The 22,915-nt window shown below is 43.3% G+C and carries 28 protein-coding genes, 1 tRNA gene and 3 pseudogenes; 21 read left to right on the forward strand and 11 right to left on the reverse strand.

From position 1 onward, the window contains the following. The 5 genes from XZ46_RS13515 to XZ46_RS13535 form a co-directional block, all read right to left on the reverse strand. A complete protein-coding gene (locus XZ46_RS13515) occupies window positions 1–1,521 on the reverse strand; it encodes a hypothetical protein (protein WP_048895088.1) in 1,521 nt (506 codons plus the stop codon). Further along, a complete protein-coding gene (locus XZ46_RS13520) occupies window positions 1,503–1,928 on the reverse strand; it encodes a hypothetical protein (protein WP_008051209.1) in 426 nt (141 codons plus the stop codon). Before XZ46_RS13520 ends, XZ46_RS13515 begins: the two co-directional genes overlap by 19 nt. Window positions 1,929–1,943: 15 nt before the next feature. Beyond that, a complete protein-coding gene (locus XZ46_RS13525; RefSeq protein ID WP_008051211.1) occupies window positions 1,944–2,378 on the reverse strand; it encodes a type II toxin-antitoxin system VapC family toxin in 435 nt (144 codons plus the stop codon). Then, on the reverse strand, window positions 2,375–2,590 hold the full coding sequence (locus XZ46_RS13530) for a hypothetical protein (RefSeq protein ID WP_008051213.1): 216 nt from the start codon (window positions 2,588–2,590) through the stop codon (window positions 2,375–2,377). The genes XZ46_RS13525 and XZ46_RS13530 overlap by 4 nt, the downstream gene beginning before the upstream one ends. Window positions 2,591–2,749: 159 nt before the next feature. Continuing rightward, complete coding sequence (locus XZ46_RS13535) at window positions 2,750–6,646, reverse strand: CHAT domain-containing protein (RefSeq protein ID WP_008051215.1); 3,897 nt, start codon at window positions 6,644–6,646, stop codon at window positions 2,750–2,752. A 275-nt stretch (window positions 6,647–6,921) separates the two neighbouring features. Between XZ46_RS13535 and XZ46_RS13540 the strand changes: the two genes are divergently transcribed. Then, window positions 6,922–7,146 (forward strand): hypothetical protein, encoded by a 225-nt coding sequence (locus XZ46_RS13540; protein WP_008051217.1) that lies wholly within the window; start codon window positions 6,922–6,924, stop codon window positions 7,144–7,146. Window positions 7,147–7,211: 65 nt separating this feature from the next. Here XZ46_RS13540 and XZ46_RS13545 read toward each other — a convergent pair whose 3' ends face one another. Then, a complete protein-coding gene (locus XZ46_RS13545) occupies window positions 7,212–7,421 on the reverse strand; it encodes a hypothetical protein (RefSeq protein ID WP_006625362.1) in 210 nt (69 codons plus the stop codon). A 124-nt stretch (window positions 7,422–7,545) separates the two neighbouring features. On the opposite strand from XZ46_RS13545, the gene XZ46_RS13550 reads away from it, so the two are divergent. The 4 genes from XZ46_RS13550 (at window position 7,546) to XZ46_RS13565 (ending at window position 10,354) form a co-directional block, all read left to right on the forward strand. Then, complete coding sequence (locus tag XZ46_RS13550) at window positions 7,546–8,970, forward strand: alanine/glycine:cation symporter family protein (RefSeq protein ID WP_008051220.1); 1,425 nt, start codon at window positions 7,546–7,548, stop codon at window positions 8,968–8,970. 41 nt (window positions 8,971–9,011) lie between these two features. Continuing rightward, window positions 9,012–9,797, forward strand: coding sequence for an imidazole glycerol phosphate synthase subunit HisF (gene hisF / locus XZ46_RS13555; protein ID WP_006616338.1), 786 nt, complete (start codon window positions 9,012–9,014; stop codon window positions 9,795–9,797). Between the two features lie 108 nt (window positions 9,798–9,905). Then, the gene (locus XZ46_RS13560) at window positions 9,906–10,118 is read left to right on the forward strand and encodes a hypothetical protein (protein WP_006625359.1); all 213 of its coding nucleotides are present in this window, start codon (window positions 9,906–9,908) and stop codon (window positions 10,116–10,118) included. Between the two features lie 163 nt (window positions 10,119–10,281). Further along, window positions 10,282–10,354: transfer RNA gene (locus XZ46_RS13565), tRNA-Ala, on the forward strand. Between the two features lie 623 nt (window positions 10,355–10,977). Here XZ46_RS13565 and XZ46_RS13570 read toward each other — a convergent pair. The 5 genes from XZ46_RS13570 to XZ46_RS13580 are packed head-to-tail and all read right to left on the reverse strand — an operon-like array spanning window position 10,978 to window position 12,974. Beyond that, window positions 10,978–11,334, reverse strand: coding sequence for a hypothetical protein (locus XZ46_RS13570; protein ID WP_006625357.1), 357 nt, complete (start codon window positions 11,332–11,334; stop codon window positions 10,978–10,980). After that, window positions 11,292–11,591, reverse strand: coding sequence for a hypothetical protein (locus XZ46_RS29500; protein ID WP_006625356.1), 300 nt, complete (start codon window positions 11,589–11,591; stop codon window positions 11,292–11,294). The genes XZ46_RS13570 and XZ46_RS29500 overlap by 43 nt, the downstream gene beginning before the upstream one ends. Continuing rightward, window positions 11,592–11,642, reverse strand: coding sequence for a tail fiber domain-containing protein (locus tag XZ46_RS38300; protein ID WP_396442620.1), 51 nt, complete (start codon window positions 11,640–11,642; stop codon window positions 11,592–11,594). Beyond that, entirely contained in the window at window positions 11,633–12,583 is a 951-nt protein-coding gene (locus XZ46_RS13575; protein WP_048895089.1) for a hypothetical protein, read from the reverse strand. Before XZ46_RS13575 ends, XZ46_RS38300 begins: the two co-directional genes overlap by 10 nt. 40 nt (window positions 12,584–12,623) lie before the next feature. After that, the gene (locus XZ46_RS13580) at window positions 12,624–12,974 is read right to left on the reverse strand and encodes a hypothetical protein (RefSeq protein ID WP_048895090.1); all 351 of its coding nucleotides are present in this window, start codon (window positions 12,972–12,974) and stop codon (window positions 12,624–12,626) included. Window positions 12,975–13,571: 597 nt separating this feature from the next. On the opposite strand from XZ46_RS13580, the pseudogene XZ46_RS13590 reads away from it, so the two are divergent. The 16 genes and pseudogenes from XZ46_RS13590 to XZ46_RS13670 form a co-directional block, all read left to right on the forward strand. Continuing rightward, window positions 13,572–14,269, forward strand: a pseudogene (locus tag XZ46_RS13590) (hypothetical protein); the annotation flags it as partial. Between the two features lie 20 nt (window positions 14,270–14,289). Beyond that, complete coding sequence (locus XZ46_RS37560) at window positions 14,290–14,418, forward strand: hypothetical protein (protein ID WP_257720165.1); 129 nt, start codon at window positions 14,290–14,292, stop codon at window positions 14,416–14,418. Between the two features lie 234 nt (window positions 14,419–14,652). Beyond that, window positions 14,653–14,910: a hypothetical protein gene (locus XZ46_RS13600; RefSeq protein WP_035759536.1), complete on the forward strand. Its 258-nt coding sequence runs from the start codon at window positions 14,653–14,655 to the stop codon at window positions 14,908–14,910. Then, the gene (locus XZ46_RS13605; protein ID WP_006625347.1) at window positions 14,911–15,168 is read left to right on the forward strand and encodes a hypothetical protein; all 258 of its coding nucleotides are present in this window, start codon (window positions 14,911–14,913) and stop codon (window positions 15,166–15,168) included. Between the two features lie 414 nt (window positions 15,169–15,582). Beyond that, window positions 15,583–15,933, forward strand: a complete 351-nt coding sequence (locus tag XZ46_RS13615) for a hypothetical protein (protein ID WP_228116336.1) — start codon at window positions 15,583–15,585, stop codon at window positions 15,931–15,933. A 261-nt stretch (window positions 15,934–16,194) separates the two neighbouring features. After that, window positions 16,195–16,440 (forward strand): hypothetical protein, encoded by a 246-nt coding sequence (locus XZ46_RS13620; RefSeq protein ID WP_006622122.1) that lies wholly within the window; start codon window positions 16,195–16,197, stop codon window positions 16,438–16,440. A 77-nt stretch (window positions 16,441–16,517) separates the two neighbouring features. After that, on the forward strand, window positions 16,518–16,865 hold the full coding sequence (locus tag XZ46_RS36725; RefSeq protein ID WP_006668232.1) for a hypothetical protein: 348 nt from the start codon (window positions 16,518–16,520) through the stop codon (window positions 16,863–16,865). A 589-nt stretch (window positions 16,866–17,454) separates the two neighbouring features. Then, on the forward strand, window positions 17,455–17,940 hold the full coding sequence (locus XZ46_RS13630; protein WP_048895092.1) for a hypothetical protein: 486 nt from the start codon (window positions 17,455–17,457) through the stop codon (window positions 17,938–17,940). 94 nt (window positions 17,941–18,034) lie between these two features. Next, window positions 18,035–18,295 (forward strand): annotated as a pseudogene (locus XZ46_RS13635) (hypothetical protein); the annotation flags it as partial. Window positions 18,296–18,347: 52 nt separating this feature from the next. Next, on the forward strand, window positions 18,348–18,761 hold the full coding sequence (locus XZ46_RS13640; protein WP_048895073.1) for a hypothetical protein: 414 nt from the start codon (window positions 18,348–18,350) through the stop codon (window positions 18,759–18,761). Continuing rightward, window positions 18,758–19,135, forward strand: a complete 378-nt coding sequence (locus tag XZ46_RS13645) for a hypothetical protein (protein WP_006625344.1) — start codon at window positions 18,758–18,760, stop codon at window positions 19,133–19,135. Before XZ46_RS13640 ends, XZ46_RS13645 begins: the two co-directional genes overlap by 4 nt. 2 nt (window positions 19,136–19,137) lie before the next feature. Then, the gene (locus XZ46_RS32625; protein ID WP_006668237.1) at window positions 19,138–19,875 is read left to right on the forward strand and encodes a hypothetical protein; all 738 of its coding nucleotides are present in this window, start codon (window positions 19,138–19,140) and stop codon (window positions 19,873–19,875) included. Between the two features lie 76 nt (window positions 19,876–19,951). Then, window positions 19,952–21,152 (forward strand): annotated as a pseudogene (locus tag XZ46_RS13655) (hypothetical protein). Between the two features lie 34 nt (window positions 21,153–21,186). Further along, complete coding sequence (locus XZ46_RS13660; protein WP_006670878.1) at window positions 21,187–21,396, forward strand: hypothetical protein; 210 nt, start codon at window positions 21,187–21,189, stop codon at window positions 21,394–21,396. Between the two features lie 62 nt (window positions 21,397–21,458). Next, window positions 21,459–21,731, forward strand: a complete 273-nt coding sequence (locus tag XZ46_RS13665; protein WP_006625542.1) for a hypothetical protein — start codon at window positions 21,459–21,461, stop codon at window positions 21,729–21,731. Next, a complete protein-coding gene (locus XZ46_RS13670; protein ID WP_006668239.1) occupies window positions 21,724–22,053 on the forward strand; it encodes a hypothetical protein in 330 nt (109 codons plus the stop codon). The genes XZ46_RS13665 and XZ46_RS13670 overlap by 8 nt, the downstream gene beginning before the upstream one ends. Window positions 22,054–22,915 lie beyond the last annotated feature (862 nt).

Below are 22,915 nucleotides of genomic sequence, written 5' to 3' on the forward strand. Positions count from 1 at the left end.
CTAACGAAAAGGAAACCCTTTCCGACGACTCAACCAGATGAGAAATTTAGTCCCACCCCACCCCACAATAGCACCCGCAACACTGGCGAAAAGAGCGATCGCAAAAGGATGGGAAATTCCCCCGCCATTTTCTGGTAGGGGAAAAATCCTCGGTTCCTCAAACATTAACCCCGAAGTAGAGGCGATAATGGCTCCCGTCCCAATGGCTACACCCCAAGCCTGAATTTCGTCTTGGAGTTTTTGGTTTTGTTGTTCTCGGGTGCGATCGCGTTGGGTTTGTTCAATCTCCACTATACCACGAATTGAGGCGATCGCTTTATCCGCTAAACTCGATCCTTCCACAAAGTAGTTGAGTTCGTCACTAATGCGGGTTTGGAAATAGGGAGAAGTGCGATCGCTAAACTCCCTGAAAACATCCATTTCCTGCTGTTGTAAATCATAACCCTTCTTTCTCAGCCTGTCAAAAATATCCGTCAATGTTACCTGATAGTTTTTCGTATTGATGCTAATCGTATTGCGACAATGCTTATAGTTTCGCAACAGTCGCGCATATTCCAAATCTAACGCCGCCAATTCCTTTAACACCTTTTTCAGGTCTTCCAGTTGCGTCTCAGTCAACGCTAGACGGGTTTCATTTTGGGTTAATTCTTGCTTAAAAGACTTGACTTTATGCTCTAACTGTGTATAGGCGATGTAGGTTTTGCGGTACAGTGTCCGCGTTTCCCGGTAGGCGGAAAGCACCTTATTTCGATAGTAAAATAGATTGATAAATTGGCGATAAGCATCCACCAACTTACCACTGGCTAAATCGTCCCGAAACAGGAAGATGATGATATGGGGTTGCACCTGCGCTTCCCCCTCTAAATTCCCGTCAACAACTTGACCGCCAAACTCAAAAAACGGGCTACCAAACAACTCCCCCATTTTGTGCAAAGGTGGACGTTTAACCTTACGGGAAGGCATTACCTGCGCCAAGCAACTGTGCGCTAAATCTGCCAAATCTTCCGGCTTTTTTGTGCGTTCATTTACTGGCAAAAATGCCGTTAATAGCAATGTTTGTTCCAGAGAGCTTTGGATGAAATCTGGCAGAAAAACCAGGCTTTCTGTGTTTAAATTGCGCCAAAACGAAATATCGACCTCTGGGGTTTTGTTGCCATTTTCCGATTCTGGGCGACATAAATTAACCGTTAAGCTATAACTATCATTCAGTCGGTGGGTGTAGATATTCCCCGTTATTTTTAAGTCCGAATTAGGCAGAGTTCCCGTGAGGTGGAGACGGTTCTTAGGATTCAGGTTAACTTCCAAGCCGACGGGTTCTGGGGAGTTGTCTGGGTAGCCGTGAATGTCGAGGCGTTCCGTAAAACCCAGCGCCTCTAAAATATCATCTCCCCTTTCCCATAACTGTTTCGGGTGCGGCGCAAGGGAATCCGTTTCCCCCGTCAATCCCCGCCACAGATGAAACGCGAAAAGGTGCAAATTGGGAGCATAAACCGTGTGGGTAATTATTTTTTTTGAATCCATTGACTCAAACTTTCCCGAACATAGATAAACAAGGATATTTGGGGGGAATTAGGAGTCGGAGTAATAATCACCCTGGTTTCCATTTCTTCGATGATTTGGAAGTTGGGAATTGTGTATTGTATTTCACCGGGAGAATCTTCTTCGAGTTCGTCGGCTTGTTTGCGGGTTTCGTTGGCTTCCTTGCGGGTTCTTTGTCGTCGCGCTTTTTCCAAGTGATTTTGGGCTTGCGGAAATCGTGCCATCCAGTCTATAATCAGATCTGATGCCTGATTGATATCGGCTTCAGATAGATTCTGCAAGTTGGCTGCCAATTCCTTAGCGGGTTCCAAAGCATCTGGCGGTAGGATTGGCGGTTCAGCTTCCAGAAGTTCGGCGAACATCAGCAGAGTTTCGGTTGAGTCTTTCATGGTTGTCTGGTTGATTTATCTTCCTATTGTCCAATCTTCTATGACCAATCCTGTCACTTTGCTAAAATCTCGATGATTACGGGTTAATAAAATCATAGACCTCGACAGTGCGATCGCTGCAATTCTAGCATCCATCCGAGCCAGTTGAATCCGTTGTGTGTTTAATCGATCTAAAGTTTGGGCAGCGATCGCATCAAAAGGGAGAATCGATAATCGTTGAAAGTCAGCGACTAGCCGTATCATGATATCATATCCCTTAACCAGTTCAGTGGGATGACGAGCGCGGTTAATATAAGCATGACAACCTAGCATTTGTTCCTGAATCGTGATCACCGAAATGGCAAAATCCGATGGGGGATATTGAGCCATTCGTGCTGCTAGATTGTTGTAATCTGCCCCGGATTGGCGTTGAATAATGCTCAGGTGATCAGTATCCAGTAAATATCTCATTCCTGTTCCGGTGCATCCAATACAGACTCATCCCCTCGACGAATGGCTTGTCCTAGTGCTAGGATTTCCTCAAAAGCCGGTTCATCCTTGAAAGACCCGGTGATTTCTCGTAACCCATTCATCGATTGAGTAGGGGCAATCTGTTCTCGAATTTGGGTGATGGCTGCTTCGACGGCGGCTAGGCGTTCTTCTAATGAACTGTTGCTGGTCATGGATTTTCCAAGGTGGGTCGAGTCTCTAACTATACATCATTCGTCGGGAGATTGGAGGGTGTGGGGTTGCGCTCAATTCATTATTAATTATTAATTATTAATTATTAATTATTGACTCAATTCATTATTAATTATTAATTATTAATTATTAATTATTGACTAAACTCCGATCGCACAAAATGCCCCCCAATGGATAGGATGTTTATAGGGTCGGTAATCGGCGCGTTTAAGACCTAACCCCAAGTTATCTCGGAGTTTCGCCTTGGGATAAGGGTTTCCCGCCGAGTCCTGCTCATTCAGCCACGCCGTTAACTCCTGCTTCGTGACTGCTCTCATCCACTCTTGAGCCTGTTTCAAGGCTAACGCCACCGAGGGCTGGGTCTGCATTTCCTCATACAATTTTACCATCAAAATCGCCGTCGAGACATCATTCACCGCCCAAAGACTGCAAATCACGTTCGCCGCCCCCGCATACAGAAACCCTAGCCCCAAACTGATATACTCTTCCAAGTTGGGGGAAAAGTCTGTTAACCCCGTTTCACAAGCGGAGAGAATCACTAGGCGACAGGCGGGTAAATCCAGTTCAAACAATTCTCCCAGGGTGTAACATTTGCTCAAGTCAATCTGGGTGCCTTTGCGCCAAGGGAGAAAACGAGTCTCGGCGGGTTCAGAGGGGGTGGTTTCCTCGGAGAGGGTTCGCCCTTGTGAGTCACTGACGGAGACTTTCGCCCCGGCTAAGACGAGGGGAGAGAGGAGGGGACTGTTGAAATTGAACGCCCCATGTCCGGCAAAATGGAGATAGTCCGCCCCTTGGAAGGCTTGGCGGTGGGGGTTTTGATTGAGGCTGGTTTTGCTGGCTTGCTGGCGGGCGAGATAGCGGGCGTTGGTGGAGAAGTTGGCTAAAATGGCTTCAACCTCTAAGTCGGCATAGTCTAGGTCTTCGGTGGGATTTTGGATGGCAAAGAAGCGCTGGCGGTTGCTGGTTTTGCGCTGGCGTTGGGAGACTTCCAGGAATTGACAACTGGGGCTATAGGTGACTCCGAGGGGGAATCTATCCGCGAGATAGTCCGGTTCATCGCCATCCCCCAGGGGTAAGGCGTGGAGGGGGAACAGATGCAACTCCCGATAGGGGACGACAATTAGGCGGCGGTAGGTGGGGGGAATTTGGGGGAGGAGTTGGGGTAATTCCAGGATATCCCGGAGACGGCGCAGGAAGTGGTCGAGATTGGTTTCCCAGTCGTCGGAGTGGTGGCGTTGATAGGTTTGGAGATAGGTTTCGCGCAACTCCTGTAATTGCTTCAGGTGTTCTGGGGGGGAAAGATGCACGGAAATTTCCCCGGTTTCGCCCCTGACGATAAAGGTATAAATTCCTTGGGGGCTGAGATACCATTCCATCAACAGGGTATCTTTATCCAATAACTCCTGAATTTTCGAGAATTGGATGTGTGGGACTCGTTGGGTGAGGCTGAAGTTGGGGTCGTAGGTGTTGATGGTTTCCAGGAGTTGGCTTAAGTCCTTTTGCGCCTGTTCGTACTCTTGACGCAGGCTGTTCATGACTTCCGGGGTGAAGTTGGCGGCACTGCTGCCCCGTTGTCCCAGTCCGCCGATGTCCTGATTATCGGGGTTGGTGGGGGTTTCGAGGGTTTCGATAAGTCGCTGTTTGGCGGTGACTTCCCGACGGAGGCGGTCGAGTTGTTTCAGGAGTTCTGGGGGAATGTCGCCTTTGGGGTAAAGGTCGCGGTTGCTGAGGAGTTCGATGAGGTTGCGGGATTTGCTGCGTTCGACGCTGGCTAGGGCTTTCCCGATATCTTCGGCGTTGATGCAGGCTTGCACGAGTTGGGGATAGAGGTCTACGGCGGCTTCCCGGCGTTGTTGTTTCTCGCTGTAGGAGTCGGTGAAAGTGCAACGGGTTTCGACGGCTTCAATGGCCGCCTCATAGCCATAGATGGCGGTGTCCCAGTCTTGAATCTCAAAGGCAGCATCGCCTAAATTGCGACCGATATCCAAGGCTTCTAGGGGGAATCGGTCGGGGGGACAAATGGTTAACCCTTCTTTCCAGGCGGCAAGGGCTTCGGGAATTCGGTTTAAGTGTTGATGGACAAAGGCGAGAACATTGTAAACATCAGCCATCCCGGCGCGATCGCCCAATTCAGTCATCACTTCCAAACATTGCTGATACAGACGCTCGGCCTCGTCCCAGTTGCCCCGAAATCGCTGGATATCTCCCAACACTCCCCAAACGGCTGCCATCCAGGAGCGATCGCCCAATTCGGTTCTCAATGCCAAAGATTGCTGATACAGACGCTCCGCCTCCTCCCAGTTGCCGCGAAGGTTCTGGATATCTCCCAACACTCCCCAAACGGCTGCCATCCCCGCGCGATCGCCCAATTCGGTTCTCAATGCCAAAGATTGCTGATACAGACGCTCCGCCTCCTCCCAGTTGCCGCGAAGGTTCTGGATATCTCCCAACACTCCCCAAACGGCTGCCATCCCCGCGCGATCGCCCAATTCGGTTCTCAATGCCAAAGATTGCTGATACAGACGCTCCGCCTCCTCCCAGTTGCCGCGATTGCGCTGGATATCTCCCAAACTTCCCCAAGTGGTAGCCATCCCCTTGCGATCGCCCAATTCGGTTCTCAAAGCCAAAGATTGCTGATACAGACGCTCGGCCTCCTCCCAGTTGCCCCGAAGTTGCTGGATACCTCCCAACTGTCCCCAAGAGGTTGCCATCCCGGCGCGATCGCCCAATTCGGTACTCAATGCCAAAGATTGCTGATACAGACGCTCCGCCTCCTCCCAGTTGCCCCGATTGCGCTGGATATCTCCCAACACTCCCCAAGAGGTAGCCATCCCAGCGCGATCGCCCAATTCGGTTTCAATTGCCAAACATTGCTGATACAGACGCTCCGCCTCCTCCCAGTTGCCCCGATTTCGCTGGATATCTCCCAACACTCCCCAAGAGGTTGCCATCCCGGCGCGATCGCCCAATTCGGTTCTCAATGCCAAAGATTGCTGATACAGACCCTCCGCCTCGTCCCAGTTGCCCCGATTGCGCTGGATATCTCCCAACACTCCCCAAGAGGTAGCCATCCCTTTGCGATCGCCCAATTCGGTTCTCAATGCCAAAGATTGCTGATACAGACGCTCGGCCTCCTCCCAGTTGCCCCGATTTCGCTGGATATCTCCCAACACTCCCCAAGAGGTTGCCATCCCGGAGCGATCGCCCAATTCGGTTCTCAATGCCAAAGATTGCTGATACAGACGCTCCGCCTCCTCCCAGTTGCCCCGATTTCGCTGGATATCTCCCAACTGTCCCCAAGAGGTAGCCATCCCTTTGCGATCGCCCAATTCGGTTCTCAATGCCAAAGATTGCTGATACAGACGCTCCGCCTCGTCCCAGTTGCCGCGATTGCGCTGGATATCTCCCAACACTCCCCAAGAGGATGCCATCCCGGCGCGATCGCCCAATTCGGTACTCAATGCCAAAGATTGCTGATACAGACCCTCCGCCTCGTCCCAGTTGCCCCGATTGCGCTGGATATCTCCCAACACTCCCCAAGAGGTAGCCATCCCGGCGCGATCGCCCAATTCGGTTCTCAATGCCAAAGATTGCTGATACAGACCCTCCGCCTCCTCCCAGTTGCCCCGGTCGCGCTCAATACAACCTAACTGTCCCCAACATAAAGCGATGTTAGCCTTATCCCCGATGTCTTCATACAAGGCGAGAGACTGTTGCAAAGATTCCCAGGCTTGGGAATATTGACTCTGTTGATACTGTTGAAATCCTTGATCCAACAGAGCATCGGCTGTCGATTTAGTTTCTAGCCGAGGCAACTCATAGTTAACCGCTTCGATTGTATCGGCAAAATCCCGCAACCAGCCTACATTCCCCCGCCCCTGTTGCGCCCTCTTTTCGGCTTCGTCGCGCATCACCTGCACCAATCCCTCATCCACCAGTTCCGGGTGGTTGCTCAATATCGCCGCTTCCTCCCCACTGCGACAGGTGAGCAGTTCTTGAATCAGGGAGAGATAGGCTTGCAGTTGTTGTTCATCCATGGCCACGCACCGGATAGGGATACCACCACAATTTTACCCCATGCGGCTAGAATCCACCACAGACAATATCCCGTCGGGGGAGTCGTCAATTGGTCTGAAATCGGTAATACTAGGAGTGAGCATCAATATGGGGTAAAATAGCCATGACCGAATTACTCGCAAGTGCGATCGCCCGGTTACAAACTTTGTCTGAGAGTGAGCAAAATGCGATTTTGGGGTCCTGCAATTCATTATTCATTATTAATTATTAATTATTAATTATTGACCAGGTAGCCATGACCGAATTACTCGCAAGTGCGATCGCGCGATTACAAACCTTGTCTGAGAGTCAGCAAAATGCGATCGCTGCAATCATCCTAGAAGAAATTGAGCAGGAGTGTCGTTGGGATGAATCATTCTCACGTTCTCCAGATATTCTGGCTCAACTCGCGGCTTCAGCAATGGCTGAATATCATGCTGGTAAAACCCACCCACTTCACCCAGAGAAACTGACATCATGACTCACAAAATCAGCCTCGAAATTCCCGATGATTTGAGCCAACGCCACTATCTAGGAGAAAATCCGTCATTCCTCACCCCGCGTTAAATTCAGGATCTCATCAGTGGTCATCTCCCCTGTAGCTTTTCCCCGCAAATTGGCGATTAAAGTTGCTCCTTTGGGTGAGGTTTTTTGATACCGCCAAGCTAAAAAGTCTAAGAATATTTTAGCTTCTTCTAGGGCGGGTTGGGGGAGGTTACGCAAAATCCCTAAGATTTCAGTTTCGGTGGTTACCATGATCCAACAGCTTCAGGATAGTATCCCCATTTTACCCCATCCCCAGACTTTCAGAAACCCCGTTTCTTAGGGAAATCTTTTGTGACTGCCCAGCTTTGGCTACCAAGGGAGTTATAATTGCCAGATGGATAAATTGCCTAATATATCGATTATAGCTGCCCAGATTCTGGAGATTGTCTACAGAATTATCTTTGTGGAAGTGGGGGGGATACCCTTAATTGTGGTCTGGTTTATGGCGGGTGGTCTGGTTTTCACCCTGTGGATGAGATTTGTTAATCTTAGGGGTTTCACACACGCTATTAAAGTGGTTTTGGGAGTCTATGATAACCCGGAAGATGAGGGGGAAGTTTCCCACTTTCAAGCATTGGCTACCGCTTTATCGGCTACTGTGGGATTAGGAAATATTGCGGGAGTGGCGATCGCTATTGGTTTGGGAGGTCCGGGGGCTGTGGTTTGGATGACTCTCGCCGGTTTTCTGGGAATGAGTAGTAAATTTGTGGAATGTACCCTCGCTCAAAAATACCGCCTCGTTAACCCAGATGGTACGATCGCCGGGGGTCCTATGTATTATCTATCGGCGGGTTTACAGGACTTGGGACAAAAAAACTTGGGTCGGGTTTTGGCCGCTATGTTTGCTGTTTTGGCGATCGCCGCTGCCTTGGGGAGTTCCAGCATCTTTCAAGCTAATCAGTCTAAGGTGGCGATCGCACGAGTTTTTCCCGTATTCGCCTCTCAGGGGTGGCTCTATGGCTCGGTTTTGGTGCTTTTGGTCGGATTGGTCATTATTGGGGGTATTCGCCGTATAGCTCAAATTACGGCGGTTCTGGTTCCCTTCATGTGTGCTATATATGTAATGGCCGCGCTGTGGGTTCTGCTGGTCAATTGGGCAAAAATTCCTGATGCGATCGCTACTATTTTCGCCTCGGCTTTTGACGCTCAAGCTGTCGTGGGGGGAGGTTTGGCAGCCTTAATTCAAGGGTTTAGAAGGGCGGCTTTTTCTAATGAGGCGGGCTTGGGAATTGCGGCGATCGCTCATGCTGCCGCTCGCACAGATGAACCTATCCGAGAGGGAATAGTCGCCACCCTGGAACCATTAATTGATACGGTCATTATCTGCAATATGACCGCCTTAGTTATCATTATTACCGGAGCCTATAATAACCCCGCCTGGGCGAATTTAGGAGGCGCAGAAATCACATCCGCCGCCTTTGGTTCCGTGATTCATTGGTTCCCTTATGTGTTGGCTGCGGCTTTATTTTGCTTTGCTTTCTCCACGATGATAGCCTGGGGATATTATGGGGAATTGTGTTGGCAATATTTATTAGGACAACGCTGGGCGATTATTTATAAACTCCTATTTTTAACCGCCATATTTTTAGGGGCGATCGTCAATCCTCAAGCGGTGATTAAATTCAGTGATGCCATGTATCTAACCATGTCAATTCCTAATCTATTGGGACTATATTTTCTAGCCCCCACAGTCGCGCGAGATTTGACTGACTATTGGCAAAAATTAACAACATCTAATCAGGTCGCCCAAAACAGTTAAACTAGAAAAGGAATTTTTTGCCCCATAATCGAGGAGTTGCTATGCTTGCTAAACGCATTTTACCATGTTTAGATGTTAGAGCCGGTCGGGTGGTCAAGGGTGTCAATTTTGTTAATCTCCAAGACGCTGGCGACCCGGTGGAATTGGCTGCCGCCTATAATGACGCGGGGGCTGATGAATTGGTGTTTCTGGACATTACCGCTACCCATGAAGACCGCGATATCATTATTGATGTGGTCTATCGTACCGCTGAACAGGTGTTTATCCCTTTGACCGTCGGGGGGGGTATCCAAAACTTAGAAATGATTAAAAATTTGTTAAGGGCGGGGGCTGATAAGGTCAGCATTAACTCGGCGGCGGTCCGTGACCCAGATTTAATCAATAAAGCCAGCGATCGCTTTGGTGTTCAGTGTATTGTAGTCGCTATTGATGCCCGTCGGCGCACTGACCCAAATAATCCCGGTTGGGATGTTTTTGTCCGTGGTGGTCGCGAAAATACCGGACTTGATGCGATCGCTTGGGCGAAAGAATTGGCGCAACGAGGCGCGGGAGAACTTCTGGTCACCAGTATGGACGCAGACGGCACACAAGCAGGCTATGACCTGGAATTAACCCGGACTATCGCTGAAAGTGTCGAAATTCCCGTGATTGCCTCTGGGGGCGCGGGAACCTCTCAGCATATCTACGAAGCCTTAACCGAGGGACGCGCGGAGGCGGCTTTATTGGCTTCTCTGTTACATTACGGACAGTTAAGCGTCGCTGAAATCAAATCCTATCTCGCCACTCGCCATATTCCCGTCCGTCCCCACGCACTCCCCCACGTCTAATGGTTTCCCCACGGGAGTTTTACCTAAACAAAAGATTAAATTTTCCGCATTACCGGCTCAGTTACGAAACTCCTGTTAGAATAGAAGAAATGTTACAAAACGTAACTTATGCTGATTCCTATTCTAATAATTGATATAGCTCTGGTGGCTTGGTCTGTACATCTGATGCAGCAAGCCGCTCGATATCGAGAGTCTTCCTTTGTCCTCGCTGGTATATTAGTGGCTATTTCCGCCGTCGCTATGGTTGTGGTTTATTTTCTCATGGGTTCGTGTATCGACCACCTTACCCAAATGTCTCATCATGCTTACTCCTATATGTGATCTGGTGCGATCGCCTACAGTCCCACCTTTAGACCCCGTGGGGCGACCATTACCAGTGGGGGGCGATCGATTTTCCTGCCTCTGGGCGAGGCTATCAAAAAATTTTTGCCAAAATCATTGACTTAACCAATCATCCTGTGGTACATTAAAAGATGTCTTGTCCGGGGTTATAGCTCAGTTGGTAGAGCACTGCAATGGCATTGCAGGGGTCAGCGGTTCGAGTCCGCTTAGCTCCATTTCAGTTGAACCCTTATCCTAACGGCGATAACCGGGAAACACTCAACCCGATAGTCGTACCTGATTACTCAGATATTACTCACAATCTAGTCCTAGCACAGGAAAATAATTCTGTCAATAGGATGATTACTCAGTCAACAAGCACAACTTAATTAATCTGTCAAACACTCATACCACCCCCCAACCAAACACCGATAGGGTAACTCCCTTGTGATACCCGTCAATGGCAAGCCTATCGGTTCGTTCCTCACCATTGACTGCTATCACGTCGGTCGCACCCCCAAGAGTGCTTGTTCTGGTTGGGGGGGGAGGTATGTTTCAAAGTCAACATGATAGCCGTAGGTAGCCATAGAAAGGGACTTATTAATTTATCAATGTACAAAGATATTAGGCTGTCTTTCTATGGACTAGACCTATAGGTAAACCTATGTGCGATCGCAAAACCTGAACTATCATCTACCGGAACCAACCCGATACCCCTAAACAACTTTTCAACTGGTGACAATTACCGAGCAGAAACCGATACCAACATAATCAGTTCACCCCTATGTTATTGCCTATCAATAAATGCCAAAATCAACAATAACAGTTATCAATAACATCACCTCTAGTATGATTATACTCATTGCATTAATCTCCAAAAATAAAGGGTAAACCATTTAATCCTCTCCAAGGGTTCAAAGATTGCGTAAAAATTACTATATGGTGGTGATTCAATTATTTGATATTCATTTAGCCAAATAGTTTCACGTTTAACCATCATATTCTGCTTCATATCATTGTATGTGTAAAATTTTAACCATCCTGCCATTTTCCCATAAATAGAAACTTGGTCTGCATCAAATAATATCCTCACAAATTTGCTACCTGATATATCTGGCAATCGTTTACTTCCGTGTGCTGTATCATCCTCTTTGAGTAAGTATTGGTTGTAAGCTAAAAACCAATTAGTTTCAGATATATCATATTTGTTAGACATGATCTCACCTGCTTGATTACATTATCGTTATCCGTGTCACACCATAAATCACCTACACTTAAACCGATAGGGCTTGTCGGTAAATTACTGATCTTACCATTTGTAGATGCTGTGGGTTTACCTAGTGCGTCTAATTTTTGAGATAATTCTTGAATCCCTGCCACTAATAAAGGAACTAATTTTTCATAAAGAATCGTCAGATAATCTATTTTTTTGTCGTCAACTTCAGGGCTATCTGTGTGGTCATTTTGAACCACTTAAACTGCATCGGGGTAGTGCTCTTGAACTTCTTGTGCGATTAAACCGATTTTAGTTTATTGTGTAGAAAATCCATGGCTGCTAACTCATTATATTTAAATTTAATTAAATATAATTTTTGAAGTCCATCTAAGCTATTAATACTCTCATTAACAACTGTTGTAAATCTCATATCCGAAGAACCTTTAACATAATCTCCACTATCGTTAATCAAAGATACGTTTGTGCCTCCTACTCTAAATCTAGTATGTACTCCAGATGATGAAAGAGTTGAGTGCTTCATAAAATATGTCTGCCCGTTATATAAGTGTATTGCATATCTATCGCTAGGAGCACCTCGCCAAACATTACTTTCAAGAAAATTAATACCATGATATATAAATACTCTAGGATTAGCCTCTGCTTCAAGTCGCATAGAATAATTTCCCTGATGAGAAAACGCCCAGCTATTTCCTCCAACTCTACTATTTAGTACTAAACTTGCCGAACCAGCAGTAGACCCTATCCGGCGTATGTCAAACCCCCTCCAAACATGAAAATTAATAAGCATATTTTTATCAAAACAACTTTCATTATTTAAAAAATATACTGGATTATTTATTATGTTAAATGTTTTAATTCCTGTGAAAGTGTGATTGCCTGTAGTTCTTACTACAGTTGAATCTACATTAATTGTTCTATTAGCTGCTAATGTTCCTCCTCCTGATAAACCATCTCCTGCGGTTAATGTAATGTTTGAATGTGTATGCTCTGATGGAGTAAACGTTGTCGGTTTACTTGTAACTTCAGACCAAGTAGGCCACCTGGTTGCGGTAGCAGGCGCACTACTGATGTCGCCCCATATATGACCGTGACCGGATGGCGCGAAATTAGTATTTGAGTCAATAACTGCTTGTATCCGTTCATTAGTTAAATACAGATTAACTTCAGCTTCTGGCAAGTCATCGGTTGATTGCCCAAATTTACTAGAGTAAATATTGAAATTAGTCATAATAAAGATTCCGAAAAAAGGGGGATTATCCCCCAACTATTTAATCTACAGTGACCAGCTCAACCAAGGTCACTGAAATATCAGCAACTGATTCGGCAATAGCTTGTAGTTTACTAGCGCCAATAGTGAGCATAACAGTATCACCCGGCTTCACAGAAAATGCGGCATTAGCTACGGTATTTTTTGTGGGTTCTAAGATTAAATGAACGGGTACATTAGACCGATTTTTGATAAATACATTACGCCCGTTTGTGTTAGCATTTACTGCCACTAATTCGGCAACTGTATTAGCCGTTAAACTAATAGCGGTTGTAACGGGAGTACCCGGTATCTTAGCAGTAATATTGAGAGTGTCTAAATTTAGAGCGCTACTATAAACCGAAAAACTCATAATCACCTACCTCCTAAATAATTCCATTGTAGCCGGTTAGTAAGTGATTGTCTGCTCTAACCCGACAATCTGCGAAACACTATCCTCTGTTATCCCGTAGATACTAGCAGTAGATTTTAACTCGTCATCCCATGCAGTGTTAGGCGGTAGCCATAAACATTGACCTGGTATGCAATTGCTGATGTGTCCATGACTAAACCAAACCCCAACGCTACCCGTGTTCTGTAGGTGTAAGCGATATCTCTAAGTATTGGCTGCGCGGATAAGTGTAGGGGTATTACCTACGGAAATCCCAAAATTTTCGGGTTGAGTTAATGATGGTGTTTTGGGTAAGGTATCAAGTTGGTATTCTGCCATACCAAAAATATTAATTGAATCATTATTGTGTAATTGATTTAAACATCTAGCTTGTCATACAGAATGTGAATCTATAGCTAATCCTTCTGTCTGATTGGTAATCAATTCGATTAATAAATTTTCGGTATGGATTCCCCCATAATAAGGGAGTTTTATGATACCTAGATTTAACCCGTTTTCTGTGGCTAGGTTCCCATCAAATATCTGTAAGTCTATAGAACCTTGTAACACATCTTGTTTCTTAAACGAATAAACACATTGCCAGAATGGCTAATGTACAGATTTGACATAGATGACGAAAGATGGGGTGAATTTGAAGTTAAAGTAGAGATTGATGATGTCAATCTCATGACCAAAGCCGAAGAAAAAGCCGAAATCAAATTACCTAACTTAGCTGAATCAATTGCTGAAATATTTGGTATGGTAATGGAAATTGCTATCTCTCATCAGGTTACAAAAAACGCTGTTTTAACGGCGTTACATGAAGCAGGTTTGGCTCATGCTGCCGCTTTTAAAGCTGGTAGGAAAGTATCTGAAATAATTGATGATTTGGGATTCGCTACCGAGGAAAAATATGAAACACTTAAAACAGCATTTACCCCGGAGGCTGATAATTTTGAGGAACTACTGGAACCCAATGAAAGCAAAATTAAGATTACCAACCAGAAGGATGCAAAAGAAACATTACAAACAACATTAAATCAAATTCAATAAATATTTGCTTACGCGCTCAAGGTACTTTACAGGTGAACAGTAATGACCCAGCAAAAGACATATTAGCCGATTTAACGCGGTTATATGATTCAATGAAAAAACAGGATGATATCAGAGAAGAGGAAACCGAAAAAGTACAAGAATTACTGAAAAAAGACTTTCCTGATATCAAGATAGAAACCGAATTGATTGATGGCGATAACCCACTAAGAGGGACTTTGTAATGGTTGCCAGAAGTGCAAGAATGCTAAGGAGTACTCGTAGCTTGTCTAGCCATCAAACCCGTAGCAGTATAGGTAGAAATGGCGTTAGACAAGTTAATTTAACCCAAAGAACATCTACCCAGGAAATGGGTTGGTTTGGCAAATTATGAGCCAAATTTACTGGTAAAGTTGTTGAATGGGGCAAAAGTTTTGGAGGTTGGCTATGGGAAGGAATTACTAAGTTTTTATCTAACTTTAGCTTTGAGAAAGTAGCGAGATTTATTACCTCTAATTGGGACAGCTTTGGGAATTTTAATGGGAATATTAGCGATAGTGATATTGATAGAAACATCCCAAATATTGCCGGACAATTTATAACCACCACGGCTGGGTTTTTAGGTAATATGGCTGGGAAATTAGTATGTGGTGTTTTACCAGTAGCAGGTCTTGCATTTATCAATAAAGCGGCTGCTATGCACGTAGCATTAAGCAAGGGACCTGAAATGCTTATGGAAGTATCTACAGCATTCGGTTCATGCGTTAAACAGTCATTTAACATGGCTATGAAAGCAATAGCATGGACGTTATTTAAACACGGTAGACGGGTTGTTAAAATGTTTTTAACAAAAAGCCCAACAACACTAGCAAGGTCTATTGTTTAAATGGTTCCTGGTGGTAAAGGAACGATTGAAAAATGGGGTGAAGAAAAAGGTGAAGAATGGTCTTTGGGAAAACAGAGAAGGGAAGCTAGGGAGAAATTACCAGAAAAATATGATGGAAATATAAACACTATTTGGAACCAAGACAGTTCCGAGGAATTCGGGGATGAGTTTAGCGAGAACTGTAAAGAAGCTATCATCTTAGTCGCTCAAGGTTTAGATGAATATATGGCACTGCAAAGAATAGAAGAAAATAGATAACAACAATTAGTTAATGCTGTAGTATAAGCTGGTGGAGAAAGATTCAGACTTGTGTCATCTTTGAGAAATTTGCCGGAAAATGTTGCGAGTACATTGGCTCAAACTGAAATACTAGGGAATAGGGATATAGGTCAATTTATGGGGTCAGGTGATTTTCGGGAAATCAGTACGTCAGCTAATCTTAAAATACAGTTAACTTTGGTTTTGTACAACTACGAAAAACCACCATACTGGACTAAAGATAGGCGGTCAACACTGCCAAAAACTCAAATAGAGTTACCGTCGGTTAGTAGGGATAAAATTACATGGGATAGGTGACAAAGGATATTTACTCAACCCAGTAAATCAGCATTTACTAAAGGGAATATTAAGGTTACTTGTACTATGAGTAATGGCAGAAGATTTGCGTTTTTTATGAATGAATCTAGTCAAAATGAGGCAGAAAATATCTGTAAACAATTAGTTGATTTAACTGACGCTAAAATCGTGTATCCTATTACCTTCGAGGAAAGAAAAGGTTTTGGCGGTAGGGAAAATGCGAAAAGAATTAAAGAGAGCAAAATGTATATCAGTGAAGTGAAAATACTTAACTGGGAATTAATTGATAAATTTGAACAAGCTAAAATCGACTTAGGTGAAGGTAGTGTCTTGGCGATGTATCAGGACCCTAGAAAAACCAAAGTCAAAATTCCTCTACATTTCCAGAGAAAACCTAGTTGGGTTGATAATGTCATACGGAAAGCTACGAGGACATCGTTAGAGTGAAAAACTGGAAATCAACCCCCAACTACAACCTAATCATTGAGTCATATCAGTCACTAACTATCATCCACGATGAAAGAGATTACCAACATACTTAGACATGGTTAAACTGGTAGTTAGCGTAATGTTGGTATTGGTAGCGTACCGTCGCGTTTAACTCAAAAGCTGCTACATATATGTAGCTTCTGTTGAAAGAACCATAGCAGCCACAATCAGCAAATACACTGCTATAGTCTAGGTATTGAATAAAATCAAGGTGAGATTATGGCTACTAAGAAAACGCTAGGCGCTGCGACACTGGAAAACCAATTACTTGAAATTATTGAGCCAACCCAACGAATGCAATCTACTGCAAGTAATAATCCTGATGGTGCAACCGTAGTCACTGCTTATACCCGAAATATGGCTACAGGTCTCGTAACTGTTTCATTGTCAATTCCAACAGACGATGTTTTAGACCCTACTGACGGCAGTATTGATGTAATAGCTACAGAGCTATTTGTTGATTAATGGATATCGGGTAGGCGCTAATATCATCGTTTTACCTACCCTGATTTAGACAATTTAGAAAAAAGGAAACTGATATCATGCCTTTAGCTGACGCATGGAACAAATACAAAGATGATTGGATAGCAAACTTAGCAACAGCCAAGGGTCCACACCTAGGCAGAAGTTTAGTAGTTGAAGTTCCAGTGGATGCAACTTCAAAAATAGGCGTACCTATGCCTATGCTTTTACTCCACATTTTAAGTGGAAGTTCAGTAACTAATGAGCCAGCCAATGTTAGGGAATTAACCATTTGGAGACCACCTGTTAGCAATACTTCCACGCCTAATGCTAACAGACGTAATATCCTAAGAGGAACTCGAGTAAGAGCATACAAGAAGTCTGAATACACCCGCTTCTTTGTTGAGGCTCCGGTTAATCCTGGCTAGTGGCGTAAATACACCCAAACACGGGTAGGCGAAAAAATACTGAGATTTATCAGTATTAAAGCACCTCCTATCGTTTCTGTTAGTGGCTTGTTATATGTATTTGCTCACTATTTTACTATCAAGCCAGCATCATTAAGAACCTATAACAGTATGTTCAGAATTCCTAGCAGCGATGGGCTTGCCCTAGCTAACCTGGGTGAATTAACTGTTGAGAGAAGTGAAGCACCAAACCAAGTACAGGGTGAACTTTTCGCTGATGCTCCTGTTAGCAGCGAAGGCAATAAGAGTGTGAAAAAATAAATCAGCATCAAAAAGTAGACAAAGAGAATTGACCACTATATAAAAAAATAGTGGTCTTTTGTTTGAGTTGTATGTGGCGATAATTTAAACATTTCACAATTATGGTATCAAGTCAATAATTCTTTTATTTTTTTGGGCTTATATGTTTCTTATGTATTTATAAGTATTAATTAGATTAAAAATAATCATCATCAACAACAAAAAATATCAAAAACAGTGATTTCCAACTCAATAACTCAATCGTATTTTGGAAAAATGATTTTGTCCATGAGTTGAAAATCACTGACAGATGCGTAAAAACCAAAATACATTAGTAGACCAAAATACCGCTATTTACCAGCTTGACAAAGACAGCGTAAAAACCAAGGATACACATGGACTCTCACCTAGTGAATATCTGGCAATCTTAAAAAGGTTCAGCAACTTTGCCGGATTTCTTGACCAGGTAGTTACTTATCTGCCATATCCCAAAACATCACCTATCTACACATTAAAAGAAAAGTTGGTGTTTGCATCTGTAACGGACGAAAAGGACTTTAATCTGGAATTAACCTACTCTGAGATTATCGCGTTAAAGAATAGCATTAAAGCTATTCTAACTCTGATTAAACTTGGTGGTGGTGTCAAGATACCACGTAAAGTTTCTGGTGCTATTGCTGACGATATCGCTGCCTTGGAGGGTCACTTTTTGAATCTCTCCGATAATCATGTTGACCCTGATATGCCCGAATCATTGCCTGACCCTGACCCATTTTCAGCCGGGCTTCAAGGTTAATCCCTAACAGTCTAATTACAGCAGTCTAATTGGGAAATAGAAAAGGCTACCCGTAAAAAGGTAGCCAATACACCAAACATCGAGGACTATCACCATGATATCAAAGCACTGGAAAGAAGTGCGGTTAAATCTCAGGAATATTAAACTTGACCCGTTGATGTATGTGGGAATGTCGTTTGCTATAAAGGTTCCTAACTATGCAGGAAGAGGACAACTTCAATGGCAATTAACAGCCGTTAAATTTGACCATAAATTTCTGGCTTATTATGTGGGAGAAATGATTAACACATTAATCCCATTACACCCAGATAAAATTGAGGCAATTCTCAATAAAGCACTTGAATATTGCCGGGAATAATGGAGGATTTATTAAGCTGCATTTGGTGGCGATAAAGAGGCGGTAAATAATGATGATTAACAAGTATCACGCCCAAGGACAATATGATGACGAGCATTACTTTGCATCAACGCTAGAGAGCAAGGTTTATCACCTACTCAAAAAGTATGATGACAACCTATCAATACACCCCCGATTAACTTTGGTTGATAACTGTAATGATTGGAAGCCAATTACATGGAAGCCAGACTTTTATAGTCCAGTTTTCAACCAATACATCGAAGTAAAGGGAGTGCTAACACCTGATTTTAAACTCAAGATGCAATTGCTTCATTACCTTAATCCCGGAATGATTGAAGATATTTGGTTTGTCACTCGGAAAAGGTCTTATCGCTGGCAAGGTATTTATTTAATGAATATCGATGAGTTCCAACGACATCTTAAAGCACAAGAATTTAAGTTAATAGGAGAACAGCAACCGTGAGAAATCTACACTATAACGGCATATTTAGCCTCAATGGTGAACTTGTGCAAACTCACTACAATCGGCATGAATTCGATCAAACTACAATCATTGTGGCTTATCAAATTCTGACACATATTGAGGAACACAAAACACCTGAAGTAAAGAATATTACCTATCAGGTAATGGGTAGTTACAGACCACGTGGTGATTATCAAGGCTCTGCAATTATTAGACTTATCAAGCAAACTCACTTAGTTAAACTTGTTAAGGAGTCAAGACTTCGAGTCTATTTATCTGGCAATCCACTGTTTTGGGCTGCTTGTCGCCAAATTGCAGCCAGAATCGAATCACCTAACACAATCAACAATCAACAATTAACTGAGGAAGAGTAATCATGAGTATTGGATATTACGGTAAAAGAGATGACGATAAATTCGCGTTTTGCAGTGCAGTTAAACCTGGAGAATCTGGAACGTTTTTAGAAATCACGAGCGCTATATTCGTTGTCAAGCCTCCCCACTTATGGCTTATCGGTTATGGGCTGTCCGGTGACTTCCAGAACTTCAATGATAGGTCGTGGAAGTTTGAAGAACAGTTGATAGCTGTTCGCTTCTGTATTGCTGAATACTCTAGTGAGTATCAAGGCAAAAAACGGGAATATAAGCCAACCGCTGTAGAGTTAGCACTACTCAGTTTAGTCAATGCCGATAAACTACTAACCAACGGTAAAATGATGTTTACCGGAACTGTAAATCTAGGACAATCAGCCACACGGGTAGCCGAGCGACTCCTTGAATTAGATAATACCACTGATTCAAATGATTTTGATTCAGCCAAGAATAAGCATGATTTAGCACGATTTATCCTCGAATACAGCACAGGATTAGATACCTTTGAGTCCACTGTTGCCGGGTACACTGTACAAGAAGCTATTGATTTTGTTGAATCAAAAACTAGTAAAAAAAATGGTAGCTTTGGCGGTAAGGCTAAATATAAAACCTGGGAAGAACGGGTTGAGTCTACAGCAAAAATTCTTGATTGTGAGCCTGATTTTGATAGCCTATACAGCAAGGTTAAAAAATTGGACGCTGATACCCTAATCGCGTTACTTGAGTTAATGAAACTCAGCTAATTACCACAAAAATCCCCCCCAATATTGGGGGGGATGACTACCATACAGCAAGCCAATATATTAAGAGGTCACTACCATGTCTGAGGACTATTTAGATTATAGGCTAATACGCGACTCATTGGCAGATGAATTAGAGGAAATAATCGTTGATGGTGCATTGGGTGAACAAATAGAGTCAATATGTAGAGCTTGTGCTATCCTACCCTATCCGGATGTTCAATTCCCAATTATTACTAGCTTTATTTGCTCACCTGTCACGCTAATGTCAACCGCTGGGTGTCTGTTTCTTTGGGGGTCTAGTGGAACGGGTAAAAGCCAGATAGCTACTATTGCCGCTTCACTATATAACGCCGACACAGTGTTAGCTAACAGCACATTTGCTTCATTGAGAAACAAGATACAACAAGAGAGATATTACGACCCATTACGGAGTGAGTTTGAACGTAATTTTTTATTGGTCTGGGAAGATATCACCCCCAATTTATTAATTGAAAATGAAAATATGCTCTCACTGTTTAAAGTCTTCAACAGGAAAAATAGCCGAATAACAATTAGTAGTCAAACACCCGGTCAAAACATGATTTTTAATGCTTTCGCTTTAAAAGTAATTAATTCAATACATCCTTTATGGACGTTTTGGGAACTTAATGAATTAAAACGCCGTATGTTTCCTATGTGGTTTAAAAAACGACAATCAATGACAAGTGAAGAATATGCAGGTAATCAATTTGAATTGTCAGAACTTTCGGATATTGAGGATATAAATCTTGGTAAGATATCATCTCGCTTAGAAATGTTTTGGAGAGATATGAATAATTGCACTAATTATGCTCAAACCAAAAGAGGACTACAAAAAAGGAAACAAGATATAGCTAACTACAGATTATCCATTGATGTAATCGCTACACATTCAATGATATACAAAACATCAATAGATAATTCAATCAAAGCATTTAACCGTTACTGGGAGTTAGCAGAAGATAAAATATTTACAGTATCTAGCGGTACAGAACAATTTTTAGATAGCTTTATCACTCAAAGTATTGAGAATAAAACTAAACAAAATGAGCAAGCGATAAAGGCGGGTTGTCCTGAGTTAATTGAAGCGGTGACAGATATTGACCCTAAAATGCTAAAAATAGCCATAGAAACCGCTAAAAATGATGGTTATTTAGATTCACGGGTTACTGTAAATGAATTAACCAATTTAATGAAAAACAGAGGTTTATAACATGATGAATGTTAACGGTAAAAACCTGTGGAAGCAAATCATTTAACTTCCAATTAGTTCATTGACCTAGGAGAACAAAAATGATGACAGATATCAATAATCAAATGTTTGTAAAGTTTAAGACTATGGTAGATAGTCTAGTTTACAACAGCAACAAAGAAGAGGGTTTGGCAACATTAAAGTCAATACTAGACGACTGTGAAACAGAATTAACCATTACTGAACTTAAAAAGCAATTGCTGATTAAGGAGCTGAATTACACGAAACACTTAATGGATAAAGTTCAATAAATATTCGTCCGCAATGACGGTAAACTACGGCAAACAACACACTAAGAGGATAAAGCCATATCATGAACGAAGAACAAGCAAGGTTGATGGTTGTCGCGGAATTAGCACGTGATATTTACGCCCAAATGATGTCACGAGATATCCCCTACGCTAACCAAGATACCAGGGTGAAATTAGCCGAAATCGCCCATAACGCCGCTGTTGATTTTATGGCGGTACAAGAAAAGTGGGTATCGTCTCAAGAGACAGTTATTCAGCCAGCATCATTTATGCCCGACTTTAGTGGCAATGGTTACAGTAGCGATATCTTTATGGGGGGTGACTTCAATGCCTAAGTTATTGCCAGTAATCAGCCTACATACTGGAAATTTCAGCAATTTTCTACAGGGCCCCGGTGGAACTTGTGTAGAACTAGATACGCCCGAGTGGTTTGACTACCTGAGAAAAAACAAGTCATTCTCTGTTGAGTTAAACGGCAAAAGGTTTACGGCTTGCAAAAAAACATCTATCAACAATTTCGCGTACTGGAACCTGAAGGGCTGGGACGGTAAAATCAACCACCATATCTATATCGGAAAATCTGACCAGACTACCAATGAGAAGATTCAACAGGCTGCTATAGCTATGTTTTATCGGTGCAACCCCAAGTTGGCGTAAGCCCTAACAGCTAACAGCCTAACAGCTACTCCAATAACTTAATAGCCCCCTATGGTTTCTAACTGTAGGGGGTGTCTATGTATTTTCTCATTTACATAATGTATTTACATTATGTAACTTCTAAAATATGAATGCCTACCCTATCATGTCCAGATATTACCCAGAACTAAGTTACCCCCAACAGATAGCTTTACCTACAACCTACGGCTAAGATTTTGGGGGTGAACTGATTATGTTGGTATCGGTTTCTGCTCGGTAATTGTCACCAGTTGAAAAGTTGTTTAGGGGTATCGGGTTGGTTCCGGTAGGAGATAGTTTAGATTAGGCGATCGCACTTTTCATATCAGCCAGATGATAGCCCATAGTTTCCCCTCACCGAGGATTATGAATCAGACCCATAGATAACCGGATAGGCGATCGCTCATAGGTTTACCTATAGGTCTAGTCCATGGAAAGGCGGTCTGATATCTTTGTACATTGATAGGTGTATCTTTGTACATTGATAGCTTGGGGAATTATCTTCTGCTGTTGTCGTGGTTGATTTTGAAACATATCCTCCCCCCAACCGGAACAAACACTCTTGGGGGTGCGACCGACGTGATAGCAGTCAATGGTGAGGAACGAACCGATAGGCTTGCCATTGACGGGTATCACAAGGGAGTTACCCTATCGGTGTTTGGTTGGGGGGTGGTATGGGTATTTGACAGATTGATTAAGTTGTGCTTGTTGACTGAGTAATCATCCTATTGACAGAATTATTTTCCTGTGCTAGGACTAGATTGTGAGTAATATCTGAGTAACTAGGTATAGTTATCGGGTTAAGTAAATCCCGGTTATTCCTACCAGCATTAGGTCAGTTAAT

It is taken from the genome of Limnospira indica PCC 8005, assembly GCF_000973065.1.
In the GTDB taxonomy this organism is placed as follows: domain Bacteria; phylum Cyanobacteriota; class Cyanobacteriia; order Cyanobacteriales; family Microcoleaceae; genus Limnospira; species Limnospira fusiformis.

What these genes read in the sequence shown, in the direction of transcription:
- XZ46_RS13515 (WP_048895088.1), bottom strand. Translation starts at nt 1,521, where the DNA reads ATGGATTCAAAAAAAATAATTACCCACACGGTTTATGCTCCCAATTTG.
- XZ46_RS13520 (WP_008051209.1), bottom strand. Translation starts at nt 1,928, where the DNA reads ATGAAAGACTCAACCGAAACTCTGCTGATGTTCGCCGAACTTCTGGAA.
- XZ46_RS13525 (WP_008051211.1), bottom strand. Translation starts at nt 2,378, where the DNA reads ATGAGATATTTACTGGATACTGATCACCTGAGCATTATTCAACGCCAA.
- XZ46_RS13530 (WP_008051213.1), bottom strand. Translation starts at nt 2,590, where the DNA reads ATGACCAGCAACAGTTCATTAGAAGAACGCCTAGCCGCCGTCGAAGCA.
- XZ46_RS13535 (WP_008051215.1), bottom strand. Translation starts at nt 6,646, where the DNA reads ATGGATGAACAACAACTGCAAGCCTATCTCTCCCTGATTCAAGAACTG.
- XZ46_RS13540 (WP_008051217.1), top strand. Translation starts at nt 6,922, where the DNA reads ATGACCGAATTACTCGCAAGTGCGATCGCGCGATTACAAACCTTGTCT.
- XZ46_RS13545 (WP_006625362.1), bottom strand. Translation starts at nt 7,421, where the DNA reads ATGGTAACCACCGAAACTGAAATCTTAGGGATTTTGCGTAACCTCCCC.
- XZ46_RS13550 (WP_008051220.1), top strand. Translation starts at nt 7,546, where the DNA reads ATGGATAAATTGCCTAATATATCGATTATAGCTGCCCAGATTCTGGAG.
- hisF (WP_006616338.1), top strand. Translation starts at nt 9,012, where the DNA reads ATGCTTGCTAAACGCATTTTACCATGTTTAGATGTTAGAGCCGGTCGG.
- XZ46_RS13560 (WP_006625359.1), top strand. Translation starts at nt 9,906, where the DNA reads ATGCTGATTCCTATTCTAATAATTGATATAGCTCTGGTGGCTTGGTCT.
- XZ46_RS13570 (WP_006625357.1), bottom strand. Translation starts at nt 11,334, where the DNA reads ATGTCTAACAAATATGATATATCTGAAACTAATTGGTTTTTAGCTTAC.
- XZ46_RS13575 (WP_048895089.1), bottom strand. Translation starts at nt 12,583, where the DNA reads ATGACTAATTTCAATATTTACTCTAGTAAATTTGGGCAATCAACCGAT.
- XZ46_RS13580 (WP_048895090.1), bottom strand. Translation starts at nt 12,974, where the DNA reads ATGAGTTTTTCGGTTTATAGTAGCGCTCTAAATTTAGACACTCTCAAT.
- XZ46_RS37560 (WP_257720165.1), top strand. Translation starts at nt 14,290, where the DNA reads ATGCTAAGGAGTACTCGTAGCTTGTCTAGCCATCAAACCCGTAGCAGT.
- XZ46_RS13600 (WP_035759536.1), top strand. Translation starts at nt 14,653, where the DNA reads ATGGCTGGGAAATTAGTATGTGGTGTTTTACCAGTAGCAGGTCTTGCA.
- XZ46_RS13605 (WP_006625347.1), top strand. Translation starts at nt 14,911, where the DNA reads ATGGTTCCTGGTGGTAAAGGAACGATTGAAAAATGGGGTGAAGAAAAA.
- XZ46_RS13615 (WP_228116336.1), top strand. Translation starts at nt 15,583, where the DNA reads ATGAATGAATCTAGTCAAAATGAGGCAGAAAATATCTGTAAACAATTA.
- XZ46_RS13620 (WP_006622122.1), top strand. Translation starts at nt 16,195, where the DNA reads ATGGCTACTAAGAAAACGCTAGGCGCTGCGACACTGGAAAACCAATTA.
- XZ46_RS36725 (WP_006668232.1), top strand. Translation starts at nt 16,518, where the DNA reads ATGCCTTTAGCTGACGCATGGAACAAATACAAAGATGATTGGATAGCA.
- XZ46_RS13630 (WP_048895092.1), top strand. Translation starts at nt 17,455, where the DNA reads ATGCGTAAAAACCAAAATACATTAGTAGACCAAAATACCGCTATTTAC.
- XZ46_RS13640 (WP_048895073.1), top strand. Translation starts at nt 18,348, where the DNA reads ATGATGATTAACAAGTATCACGCCCAAGGACAATATGATGACGAGCAT.
- XZ46_RS32625 (WP_006668237.1), top strand. Translation starts at nt 19,138, where the DNA reads ATGAGTATTGGATATTACGGTAAAAGAGATGACGATAAATTCGCGTTT.
- XZ46_RS13660 (WP_006670878.1), top strand. Translation starts at nt 21,187, where the DNA reads ATGATGACAGATATCAATAATCAAATGTTTGTAAAGTTTAAGACTATG.
- XZ46_RS13665 (WP_006625542.1), top strand. Translation starts at nt 21,459, where the DNA reads ATGAACGAAGAACAAGCAAGGTTGATGGTTGTCGCGGAATTAGCACGT.
- XZ46_RS13670 (WP_006668239.1), top strand. Translation starts at nt 21,724, where the DNA reads ATGCCTAAGTTATTGCCAGTAATCAGCCTACATACTGGAAATTTCAGC.